At 65.7% G+C, this 11,678-nt stretch carries 8 protein-coding genes; 1 reads left to right on the plus strand and 7 read right to left on the minus strand.

Annotation, left to right across the window (positions count from 1 at the left end):
• Nucleotides 1-2 precede the first annotated feature (2 nt).
• The 7 genes from H7J73_RS12110 to H7J73_RS12140 all read right to left on the minus strand — a co-directional run bounded on the left by H7J73_RS12110 (nucleotide 3) and on the right by H7J73_RS12140 (nucleotide 11,108).
• The gene (locus H7J73_RS12110) at nucleotides 3-1,400 is read right to left on the minus strand and encodes an MprF family protein (RefSeq protein WP_264067615.1); all 1,398 of its coding nucleotides are present in this window, start codon (nucleotides 1,398-1,400) and stop codon (nucleotides 3-5) included.
• A gap of 131 nt (nucleotides 1,401-1,531) precedes the next feature.
• Entirely contained in the window at nucleotides 1,532-2,395 is an 864-nt protein-coding gene (locus H7J73_RS12115) for an acyl-CoA thioesterase II (protein WP_264067616.1), read from the minus strand.
• A 40-nt stretch (nucleotides 2,396-2,435) separates the two neighbouring features.
• Nucleotides 2,436-3,854, minus strand: coding sequence for a pyruvate kinase (gene pyk, locus H7J73_RS12120; protein WP_264067617.1), 1,419 nt, complete (start codon nucleotides 3,852-3,854; stop codon nucleotides 2,436-2,438).
• Between the two features lie 80 nt (nucleotides 3,855-3,934).
• On the minus strand, nucleotides 3,935-5,437 hold the full coding sequence (locus H7J73_RS12125) for a glutamate synthase subunit beta (RefSeq protein ID WP_264067618.1): 1,503 nt from the start codon (nucleotides 5,435-5,437) through the stop codon (nucleotides 3,935-3,937).
• Nucleotides 5,430-10,013 (minus strand): glutamate synthase large subunit, encoded by a 4,584-nt coding sequence (gene gltB / locus H7J73_RS12130; protein WP_264067620.1) that lies wholly within the window; start codon nucleotides 10,011-10,013, stop codon nucleotides 5,430-5,432. Before gltB ends, H7J73_RS12125 begins: the two co-directional genes overlap by 8 nt.
• A gap of 185 nt (nucleotides 10,014-10,198) precedes the next feature.
• Nucleotides 10,199-10,615 (minus strand): DUF2752 domain-containing protein, encoded by a 417-nt coding sequence (locus tag H7J73_RS12135; RefSeq protein ID WP_264067910.1) that lies wholly within the window; start codon nucleotides 10,613-10,615, stop codon nucleotides 10,199-10,201.
• Nucleotides 10,605-11,108, minus strand: a complete 504-nt coding sequence (locus H7J73_RS12140; RefSeq protein WP_264067621.1) for a TM2 domain-containing protein — start codon at nucleotides 11,106-11,108, stop codon at nucleotides 10,605-10,607. The genes H7J73_RS12135 and H7J73_RS12140 overlap by 11 nt, the downstream gene beginning before the upstream one ends.
• A 68-nt stretch (nucleotides 11,109-11,176) precedes the next feature.
• Here H7J73_RS12140 and H7J73_RS12145 point away from each other — a divergent pair, with 68 nt between their 5' ends.
• The gene (locus tag H7J73_RS12145) at nucleotides 11,177-11,677 is read left to right on the plus strand and encodes a DUF427 domain-containing protein (RefSeq protein ID WP_264067622.1); all 501 of its coding nucleotides are present in this window, start codon (nucleotides 11,177-11,179) and stop codon (nucleotides 11,675-11,677) included.
• The last annotated feature ends 1 nt before the right edge of the window (nucleotide 11,678 follow it).

Here is an 11,678-nt window from a genome sequence, read left to right on the forward strand (position 1 = left end):
TGCTATAGCCGACGCCGCCGCGGCATGAATTCGAAGGACAACAGCACGATCAGCAGCGGCAGCAGCTGCGTCATCGACAAAAGGACGTAGCGCCGATCGCCCAGCGCGTGGAACTTCCGCAGATATCGGTACAACGACTCCAAGGCGACCAGCGAATCACCGAGGTGGATCGCCCGGTAGAACAGGCTCTGCACCCGGCCGCGACGGTCGTCGTCGAAGATCTCGGGGAATGCGGCGAAGGCGAGCGACAAACGTTGGGCGCCAAGTGCTTTTGCTGCATTGATCATGTCGACGCTAAGCCGTTCGTCGATTCCGTTGGGCGCACCGCGCCGCCGCCACGGCACATCGAGGCTGATATCGGAGCCTCCGCCGGCCACTGCGTAGCGGTGAAACGCCTGCACCTGACCGGCGCGATCCCTGGCCACAATCAATTGGATCCCCGGGTAACAGCCTTCCAGGGTGCCGTCGAGGATCATCGAGAAACCACGTTCGGTATGTGCGCCTTTGGACGAGGCCAGCAGGACTTCGACCAGTTCGGCCCGCAGTCGCTCGTCCAGTTCCTGTTCTGCGACGATCTCCGTGGTAATCCCACAGTTGTGCGTGCGCTGTACCGCCTGGCGGAGGTTCCGGAAAGTTCGACCGGCCATCGTGAACCGCGGGATGTCGACGATGACGTCACGCCCGATCGGGACTGCCCGCAGACTCTGCCCCAGGGTGGCGGGATCGGCCCACAGTCCGAGGCGGCGTTGACTGCAGCCCAATACAGCGATCCGCCATCCGCGGGAGCGGCACATCGCGGCAAAATCATCGATCACCGCAGGGAAGCGCGTCTCGTCCCCGATGGGATCGCCGCTGACCACCGCGTAGCCCAGTCGGGTTCGGAAGGCGAGCGCGGCCCTGCCGTCGGCGCTGAAGTGGTAGCTCTTGAGCGCCTGCATGGCGAACGGTGCCAGCGGGTCGTTGCGGCTGATGGTGATCAACGACCAGATCCGCTGCCGTTGGCCGGGGTCGGGACGGGCACTGGTCGGCCACATCAGCGCCAGCCCTGAGCCGGCGATCAGCACGTTGCCCGCCACATCTAAGGACAACAGGTGCGCACCGAGGCCCGCCAGCAATGCGGCCAACGCCGCGGTGGCGTGCAGTGCGGTGACCGGCCGACCGAGGAATACGCCGCGGGCGATCAGCGCGACCGCGGCGAATACCGTCAACGACCACGCAAGACCGCCGGCGGCATGCCAATTGGCATGCCGATGCTCGTGGACGAGGAGGCCAACCAACCAACACACCGCGCTGAGCAGCGCGCATGCCCCGATCCACCGGGCGGACACCGTGTCGGCGTGAAAGACCACCCGCTCTCGCACCCGCAACTTCGGCGCCACCCCTACCGGTAGCTCGTTCACCTGACCTCCCCGTATCAGCCCATTCGTTTGCCTATGCAAACAACGTCACCGAAACGTCTTATGCCCCCAACTGCTGATGTATCACGCTTAGCTGCGGATCTACCGGATTTGACGATCCCGTTGCGGAACGTTTATTGGCTGGCGCCCGGGAAATGCTTCACGATGCCCTCCTGGACGACAGTCGCGATCATCTGTCCCGCGGCGTCGAAGAAATGGCCGGTGCCCAGCCCCCGTGAATCGTTCAGCACCGGCGATGTCGTCGAGTACAGCACCCACTCGTCGAACTGGACCTGGCGATGGAACCACACCGTGTGGTCCATGGTCACGGCGAAGATCCGGTCCCAGCCCCAGGACAACCCGTGCCTGGTGATGATGGAATCGAGGATCGTGGTGTCCGAGGAATAAACCAATGCGGCGTTGTGCAGCACTGGGTCGGCCGGCATCTGCCCCTCGGACTTCATCCAGACCCGATTGTGTTCGAGCCGGCCACCCTTGTCCCGCATCACCCACGCCGGATCGTTGGTGTAGCGCCACTCGATGGGCCGCAACGCGCCGGCGAACAACGGGACGATCTCTTCATAACCCTCGAGCAGCTCGCCGATCTTCGGCAACCCCTGCGGGTCGGGCACCTCCGGTGCGGTGACCCCGTGCACGAGCCCACGTCCGGCGGACATAAAGGAGATCATCACGCTGCTCAGCAGCGCGCCGTCCTGCATGACGTCGACGCGGCGGTTGGCGAAGCGACGCTCGTCGCGCAGCCGCACCACGTGAAAATCGAGATCTTTCTCCGGGTCGCCGCCGGCGATGAAATGCGCCGACAGCGCACTCGGCGGCTGCTCGTGCTTGAGCGTCCGACTACCCGCCACCAGCGCCTGCGCCATCATCTGGCCACCGAACGTCCGGACCGGGTTCTTGCTGGGATGACTACCAACGAAGGTGTCGTCCCCAGTGCGCCGCAGGTCGAGAACTGCCAGCAGCTCCTCGAAGTCGCTCACTGGCGCCCGATCCCCCAAAACTAGTCGGTCGACTCGGCGGTTAGTGGTCGTCCTCCCCGATCCGGTGCACGTGGATCAAGTTGGTCGAGCCTACTGTGCCCGGTGGAGCGCCGGCGACGATGACCACCAGATCGCCGCGCTTGTAGCGGCCGAGATCCAGCAGTGACTTGTCGACCTGCCGGATCATGCCGTCAGTGGTGTCGATATGCGGGACGATGAACGTCTCGGTTCCCCAGGTCAGCGCCAGCTGGCTGCGCACCTCTGGACGGGCGGTGAACGCCAGCAGCGGCAGCGGGGTGTGCAGCCTGGCCAGGCGTTTGACGGTGTCCCCGGACTGGGTGAATGCCACCAGTGCCTTGGCGTCGAGTCGTTCGCCGATATCGCGGGCCGCATACGAGATCACGCCGCGCTTGGTACGCGGGACGTGGGTCAGCGGAGGAGCTGCGGTGGAGTTCTCTTCGACCGCGGACACGATACGAGCCATCGTGCGGACCGCTTCGAGCGCGAACTTACCGACCGAGGTCTCGCCGGACAGCATCACCGCGTCGGCACCGTCGAGCACCGCGTTGGCCACGTCGGATGCCTCCGCCCGGGTGGGCCGGGAGTTCTCGATCATCGACTCCAGCATCTGGGTGGCGACGATGACCGGTTTGGCATTCTCACGCGCGATCTGGATGGCGCGCTTCTGCACCAGCGGCACCTCTTCGAGCGGCAGCTCGACACCGAGATCGCCGCGGGCCACCATGATCGCGTCGAACGCCAGCACGATCGCCTCGAGGTTGTCGATGGCTTCCGGCTTTTCCAGCTTGGCGATCACCGGGACCCGGCGACCGACCCGATCCATCACCTCGTGTACCAGCTCGATATCAGCCGGCGACCGCACGAACGACAAAGCCACCAGATCGACACCGAGGCGCAGCGCGAACTCCAGGTCGTCGATGTCTTTCTCGGACAGCGGGGGGGCGGACACATTCATTCCGGGCAGCGACATGCCCTTGTTGTTGCTGACCTTGCCACCTTCGGTGACCGTGCAGACCACGTCGTCACCATCGATGTGCTCGACCACCAGACCGACGTTGCCGTCATCGACCAGGACCCGGTCACCGGGTGCCGCATCCTGCGCCAGCCGCTTGTAGGTGGTCGACACCCGGTCGTGGTTTCCGAGGATGTCCTCGACGGTGATCCGCACGGTCTCGCCGTTGGCCCAAACTGTCGGTCCGTCGGCGAACCGGCCCAGCCGAATCTTCGGCCCCTGTAGGTCCGCCATGATGCCGACGGCACGGCCCGTCACGTCGGAGGCGGCCCGTACCCGCTTATAGGCCGCTTCATGGTCGGCATAGTCACCGTGGCTGAAGTTCAGGCGGGCAACATCGCACCCGGCTTCGACAAGAGCCCTGACTGATTCATCCGACCCAGTGGCCGGTCCGAGCGTACAAACGATCTTCCCGCGTCTACTCACGACGCCCGAGCATAGTCGCGCTGACGATCCTTCTCGACCGATACAGATGGAGTTGGCGATCTCTACACTCACGCGCCATGTCAGACCACTGCTAGCGGCAATGCCGACGGCCGAACGGGCTCCGGCAGGTCCGACTCGCCCATCAAGAACGTGTCGACCGCGTGGGCGGCCGAGCGCCCTTCCGCGATCGCCCAGACGACCAGTGAGGCACCCCGGTGGGCATCACCGCAGACGAAAACACCGGGCGCTGTGGTCTGCCAGTCCGACCCGCACGCCAGGGCGCCGCGCCTGTTGAGTTCCAGCCCGAGTCCGTCGAGCAACGCCATGTGCTCCACGCCCTCGAAGCCGATGGCAAGCAGCGCCAGGTCACACGGAACTTCCAGCGATTGGCCGACGGGTTCGATGGAGCGCCGTCCCTCGGCGTCGCGAGTGACCCGGACCTCCGCGATCTCCATCGCCCGAACGTTGCCGTCGTCGTCGCCGATGAACCGCTGCACCGCGACCTCATAGCGGCGCATACCGCCCTCGGCGTGCGCGGGCGAGGTACGCAGGACCAGCGGCCACGCCGGCCACGGTGACCGTTCGGCGTCGCGTTGTTCGGGTGGTTCCGGGTTGTAGTCCAGCTGCGTCACCGACGCCGCACCCTGCCGATGCGCGGTGCCGAGACAGTCCGCACCGGTGTCGCCGCCACCGATGATCACCACGTGTTTGCCCGCCGCGGAAAGGTGCGACGGCCCGTCCCCCTCGCATTCCTTGTTCGCCGGAACGAGGTGCTCCATCGCCAGGTGCACACCCTTGAGGTGTCTGCCTTCAACCTCGTTGTCGCGGCCGCGCAGAGCCCCGACCGCCAGCACCACCGCATCGAAACGGGCCCGCAGCTCGTCGACGGACAGATCGACGCCCACCTCGCAGTCCGTGACGAACCTGGTTCCCTCCGCCCGCATCTGGGCCAGCCGCTGATTGAGCGTCGACTTCTCCAGCTTGTACTCCGGGATGCCGTAGCGCATTAGTCCGCCCAGCCGGTCATCGCGCTCGTACACCGTCACATGGTGGCCCGCGCGCGTAAGTTGTTGGGCTGCAGCCAGTCCGGCCGGACCCGAGCCGACGACCGCGACGCTCTTGCCTGTCGAGATCGCCGCGGGTTGCGGCTCGATGGTGCCGTCCATCCAGGCCTGGTCGACGATCGACTGTTCGATCCGTTTGATGGTGACGCTGCCGCCGGTCTGCTCCTCACCGATGGACAGCACACAGGCCGCCTCACACGGCGCGGGGCACAACCGTCCGGTGAACTCGGGAAAGTTATTGGTTGCATGCAGGCGGTCGCTCGCGGCGTCCCACCGGCCCCGACGGACCAGGTCGTTCCACTCGGGAATCAGGTTGCCCAGTGGGCAGCCCGCAGTTCCGGAGTGGCAGAACGGTATTCCGCAGTCCATACAGCGCCGGGCCTGCTGACTGACCTCGCCGGCGCGTTCGTGCGGATCCTGGCGTTCGTACACCTCGCGCCAGTCACCGACCCGCTCGTCGACGGGTCGCTTGGCTGCCTCGACCTTCGCAACCTGCAGGAATCCCTGGGGGTCAGCCACGTGTCGCCTCCATGATCGCCGCTTCCACATCGCGCCCTTCAGCTTTGGCCATCCGGGTGGCTTGCAACACCCGCTGGTAGTCGGTGGGCATGACCTTGGTGAATTGGGCACTGCGCCGTGGCCAGTCGGCCAGCACCGAGGTGGCGACAGTGCTGCCGGTGAACTGTGCATGCCTGGCGATCACCTCGCGCAGCCAAGTCAGGTCCTCTGGTTCGAGGCGCTGCAGTTCCACCATCGCGGGATTCACCTTCGCCGGGTCCAGGCCCAGGACATAGGCGATACCGCCGGACATGCCGGCCGCCATGTTGCGGCCGGTCTCACCCAGAACGACGACCCGACCGCCGGTCATGTATTCACAGGCATGGTCTCCGACGCCCTCGGTCACTGCCAGCGCACCGGAGTTACGGGCACAGAACCGCTCCCCCACCCGGCCACGCAGATACACCTCGCCCGAGGTGGCGCCGTACATCAACGTGTTGCCCGCGATCACGTTGTCCTCCGGCAGGAACAGCACATCGTCGGGTGGCCGCACGATGATCCGGCCACCGGAAAGACCCTTGCCCACATAGTCGTTGGCGTCGCCGAGCAGATCGATGGTGATACCGGGCGGCAGGAATGCACCAAGGGACTGGCCGGCCGATCCGGTCAGCTTGACCGTGATGGTGTCCGACGGCAGGCCCTGGGCCCCGTAGCGACGGGTCACCTCGGAGCCCAGCAGTGTTCCGACGGTGCGATTGACGTTGCGCACCGGCAGCTCCAGCACCACCTTGTGGGCGTCCTCCAACGCACCCTCGGCCAGGGCAACCAGGGTCTGGTCCAACGCGAACTCCAGGCCGTGCTCCTGATCGCGGACGCGGTGGCGCTGGGGCAATTTCACGCCGTGAGAGTCGGTAGGAACCCGGAAGATCGGGCTCAGATCCAGCCCCTTGCTCTTCCAGTGCGCCACGCCGGCTTCGGTGTCGAGCGTCTCGGCATGCCCAACCGCCTCGTCGATACTGCGGAAGCCCAACTCGGCCAGATACTTCCGGACGTCTTCGGCGATGAACCGGAAGAAGTTCTCGACGAATTCCGGCTTGCCGTTGAACCTGGCTCGCAGCTCCGGATTCTGGGTCGCGACCCCGACGGGGCAGGTATCCAGGTGACAGACCCGCATCATGATGCAGCCCGACACGATCAGCGGCGCGGTGGCGAAGCCGAACTCCTCGGCACCGAGCAGGGCGGCCACGATCACGTCGCGGGCGGTGCGCATACCGCCGTCGCACTGCACGGTGATGCGATCACGCAGACCGTTGAGCACCAGTGTTTGCTGGGTATCGGCCAGCCCGATCTCCCACGGTGCACCGGCGTGCTTGAGGCTCGTGAGCGGCGCGGCGCCGGTGCCGCCATCGTAGCCACTGATCAGTACGACATCGGCGTGCGCCTTGGAAACGCCGGCTGCGACAGTGCCGACACCCACCGAGCTGACCAGCTTGACGTGGATACGGGCCGCCGAGTTGGCGTTCTTCAGGTCGTGGATCAGCTGGGCCAGATCCTCGATCGAATAGATGTCGTGGTGCGGCGGCGGGGAGATCAGACCGACCCCCGGAGTGGAATGCCGCGTCTTGGCGATGTTCGGATACACCTTGTACCCGGGCAACTGACCGCCCTCACCCGGTTTGGCGCCCTGGGCCATCTTGATCTGAATATCGGAGGCGTTGACCAGGTAGTCGCTCGTGACACCGAAGCGTCCCGAGGCCACCTGTTTGACGGCGCTGCGCCGGCGCGGATCGTAGAGCCGATCCACATCCTCACCACCCTCACCGGAGTTGGACCGGCCACCGAGGTTGTTCATGGCGATCGCCATCGTCTCGTGGGCCTCCGCCGAGATCGAGCCGTAGCTCATTGCGCCGGTGTTGAACCGGGTGCAGATGGCGTCGGCGGATTCCACTTCCTCCAGCGGCACCGGAGGCCGCAGGCCGGTCTTGAAACCGAACAGACCGCGCAGCGCACCGCCCTCACGGGCCAGCCGATCGACTTCCTCGGAATACTTCGCGAAGACGTCGTGCCGCCCGGTCCGCGTCGAATGCTGAAGCAGGAAAACCGTTTCCGGAGTGAACAGGTGCAGTTCGCCTTCGCGACGGAACTGGTACTCACCGCCCACCTCGAGCCGGCGGTGCACCCGCTCGGTCGGGTTCTCGGGATACGCCCTCCGGTGGCGCAGCTTGACCTCCTCGGCGATGACGTCGAGGCCGACACCGCCGAGCTGGCTGACTGTTCCTGTCAGATATTCGTCGACGACGGCCTTGTCCAGCCCAATCGCTTCGAAAGCCTGTGCAGCCGTATAGGAGCCGACGGTCGAGATGCCCATCTTGCTCATCACCTTCATCACACCCTTGCCCAGAGCCTTGAGGTAATTGCGTACTGCCGTGGCGGTTTCGATGCCAGTCAGCTCACCCTCGCGGATCAGGTCCTCGATCGACTCGAACGCCAGATACGGGTTGACCGCCGCGGCGCCGAACCCGATGAGCAGTGCGATGTGGTGGACCTCTCGGGCGTCACCGCTTTCCACCACCAGCGCGACCGTGGTGCGTTCCTTGGTGCGGACCAGGTGGTGATGGACGGCGGATACCGCCAGCAGCGACGGGATCGGCGCCCGGGTGTGATCGGAATCGCGATCCGAGATCACCAGCGTCCGATAGCCTTTCGCGATGGCTTCCGACGCCCGGATCCGAAGCTCCTCGATGGCGTCGAACAACCCGTCGCCGCCGCGTTCGACGTCGTAGAGCGCGCGCAGCACCGTCGTCTTCAAGCCGGGATGCTCGTGGTCGTCGTTGATATGGACGATTTTGTTGAGCTCGTCGTTGTCGAGCACCGGCCAGGGCAGCATGATCTGCCGACACGACGCCGCCGTCGGGTCCAGCAGGTTCTGCTCGGGTCCCATCACCCGGGCCATCGAAGTGACAATCTCCTCACGGATCGCATCCAGGGGCGGGTTGGTCACCTGGGCAAAGAGTTCCACGAAGTAGTCGTAGAACAGCCGCGACCGCTGCGAGAGCACCGCGGTGGGTGTGTCGGTGCCCATCGATCCGAGCGGCTCACCGCCGGAGGCCGCCATCGGCGTCAGCATGATGCGCAGATCTTCCTCGGTATATCCGAAGGAGATCTGGCGGCGGACCACCGACTCATGGTTGGGCTGAACTCGGCTGCGGTCAGCCAGCGTCGTCAGGTCGACCAGACCGGCGTGGAGCCATTCGTCGTAGGGATGTTCTTCTGCCAGTTGATCTTTGATTTCGTCGTCAGAGATGATCCGGCCCTCGGCGGTGTCGATCAGGAACATCTTTCCCGGCTCCAGGCGACCTTTGGCCACCACTTCCGCCGAGGGCACGTCGAGCACTCCGCTTTCACTGGCCAAGATGATCCGGTCGTCGATGGTGCGCCACCACCGACCCGGGCGCAGACCGTTGCGGTCCAGCACCGCCCCGACCACAGTGCCGTCGGTGAACGTCACGCACGCCGGACCGTCCCATGGCTCCATGATCGAGGCGTGGAACTGGCAGAACGCCCGCCGCGACGGGCTCAGTGTGGAGTTGTTCTCCCACGCCTCGGGAATCATCATCATCACCGCGTGCGGCAGGCTGCGGCCGCCGAGATGCAGCAGTTCCAGCGTCTGGTCGAACGACGCCGAGTCCGACGCGTCGGGTGTGCAGATCGGTGACAGCCGGGACAGGTCTCCGCCGATCACGGCGCTCTCCAGCATGGCCTCGCGGGCATGCATCCGGTTTCGGTTGCCGCGGACCGTGTTGATCTCGCCGTTGTGCGCGACGAACCGGAACGGGTGGGCCAGCGGCCACGACGGGAACGTGTTGGTGGAGAACCGGCTGTGCACGATCGCGATAGCGCTCATGCACCGCTCGTCGCGCAGATCCTCGAAATACTTGGGGAGCTGCATCGTCGTCAGCATCCCCTTGTAGGTGATGGTGCGCGACGACAGGGACGAGAAGTAGATGCCGGTGCCTGCGGCCAGACTCTCGGGGGTGGCATGCCCGGCGCGCTTGCGCAACGGATACACCTTGCGGTCCAGGGCGATCCCGGACAGTCGGCTGCCGTTCTGCTCCGGGGCGGCGACGAAGAGCTGGGCCATGTAGGGCATACAACCCAACGCGGTGGCACCGATATCGGCGCCCTCCGGGTCCACGGGTACCGGCCGCCAGCCCAGGACCTCGACGCCTTCATCGGCAGCGATCTCCTCGATCCGGGTTTGGGCGGCGGCCCGTGCGACGAGATCCTGCGGCAGGAAGCAGATACCAGCGGCGAACGTGTTAGCGCCGTCGACAGCCGGTCCGGGCAAGGCGAAATCCACCACCTCGCGCAGCAACTCGACGGGAAGCTGAAGCAAGATGCCTGCGCCGTCACCGCTGTTCGGCTCGGCGCCGGCAGCACCGCGGTGTTCGAGGTGCTCGAGTGCGATCAAACCGTCGGCGACGATGGAGTGCGAGCGACGGCCCTTGATATCGGTGACCATCGCGACACCGCAGGAATCGTGCTCCTGATTGGGGTCGTACAACCCCTGTGCCTCCGGCACCGCCGAGAACAGCATCTTCAACGCACCTCCGCAGTCTGTCCTGCGGCGTCAGAATTGGTGTGCGCCAGGGGCGCTCAGCTCGCTGATCGGCCGCAGTCCTACGTGTGATATCCGGGACTGCACCGGCCCGACAACGGCGATACGCGTTTCATGAACGCAGTGGACCGCCGAAGGTCGAGTGTAACAGCGAGATGGCGGGACTACCCGCCGAGAACCGTCGGGACCAGCGGAAAACCGGGCAGATTGCGCGCCACGGTCCACGCCACGGCCAACACGGCGACGACGACCAGCGCGGGGGTGGTCATCACCCGCTTGCCCTGGCGCCAGCGCAGCAGGACCCAGGCCAGCAACGCGGGCAGACCGACGAGCAGGAAGACGTTGTCGACCACCGCAGCCGCGATATCGCCATGCAACAGGTCGTGTGTCATCCGGAGTCCGCCGCAGGCCGGGCAGTTCCAACCGGTGAGCATCTTGAATGGGCACACCGGAAATAGGGACCCTGGCCGGTGCGGGTCGACCAAACCTACGTAGGTCAAGGCTCCCGCGAAGATGACTCCGGATCCGAGCGCCGTGAGGCGCCCGATCCGGAGTGACGACGGAGAGCCGTTAGGTTCCATCACGCAGCGGCCGGCCCTGCGAGTCACGGGTGTTGCCGGCGAAAATCAGGACGGCGTCGACGATGGCCCAGACGATGGGGACAAGAACACCAACCCCGCAGGTGGCGACTGAAAGAATCAAACAACCGACCAGCTGAGCGACACCGAAAGTGGTCTGCCCCACATAGATGCGACCGATACCCAGGATGCCGAACAGCCCGATCAGTTGGAGGAGACCGGCGATGACCTTGGACTTGTTTGACAGCGGCTCGCCGGAGAGCGGGTCACGTCCAAAAGGAGCAGCCGGGTCGTAGTAAGCGCCTGGCGGCGGGTACTGACCCGGCGGCAGGTACTGACCCGGGGGTGGGTACTGACCCGGGGTTGGGTACTGACCTGGGGGTGGGTACTGACCTGGCGGCGGGTAGTGCCCTGCGGGCGGCGGGTAGTCGCCGCCGGTGTACGGCGGAAGCGGGTAGCCCTCGTTGGAGTTGGCACCGGACTGCGGGTCGGTCATAGGTCACAGCATGCCAGAAGCGGGGCTCCATGAGCCGATGCTCTCGAGGTGGTTCGTACGCTGGAATTATGACGCGCCGACCAACACCCGAACCACCCCGTCCAGGACAGGAGTCGGTGTGGGATTACCCGCGGCCGCCGCGCCTGGAGACCTTCGCGGGCTCGATCACCGTCGAACTGGGCGGAGAGGTGATCGCATCGACCCGGACCGGGTTCCGGGTGCTGGAGACCAGCCACCCGCCGACGTACTACCTGCCGGCGGAGGCGTTCTCCGATGGCGTGCTGCGCCCAGCGGCGGGCTCGTCATGGTGTGAGTGGAAGGGCGCGGCCAGCTACTTCGATCTGGTGTCCGCGACTGCGGTTGCTCCGCGTGCGGCCTGGACGTATCTCAGCCCGACCTCGGGCTTCGAGGCGCTGGCCGGTGCCGTGGCGGTGATGGCGGCCGCGGTTGACCGCTGCACAGTCAACGGCGAGACCGTTGTTCCGCAGCCGGGCGGTTTCTACGGCGGCTGGATCACCAGCTGGGTGGTCGGCCCGTTCAAGGGCATACCGGGGTCGAACGGCTGGTGAT

This window comes from Mycolicibacterium komossense (genome assembly GCF_025822605.1).
Classification (GTDB): Bacteria; Actinomycetota; Actinomycetes; order Mycobacteriales; family Mycobacteriaceae; genus Mycobacterium; species Mycobacterium komossense.

Bases quoted from the DNA above. Each gene is read 5' to 3' on its own strand.
- gltB (WP_264067620.1), bottom strand. From the start codon at position 10,013: ATGCTGTTCTCGGCGGTGCCGGAGGCACAGGGGTTGTACGACCCCAAT.
- H7J73_RS12135 (WP_264067910.1), bottom strand. From the start codon at position 10,615: ATGGAACCTAACGGCTCTCCGTCGTCACTCCGGATCGGGCGCCTCACG.
- H7J73_RS12145 (WP_264067622.1), top strand. From the start codon at position 11,177: ATGACGCGCCGACCAACACCCGAACCACCCCGTCCAGGACAGGAGTCG.
- H7J73_RS12140 (WP_264067621.1), bottom strand. From the start codon at position 11,108: ATGACCGACCCGCAGTCCGGTGCCAACTCCAACGAGGGCTACCCGCTT.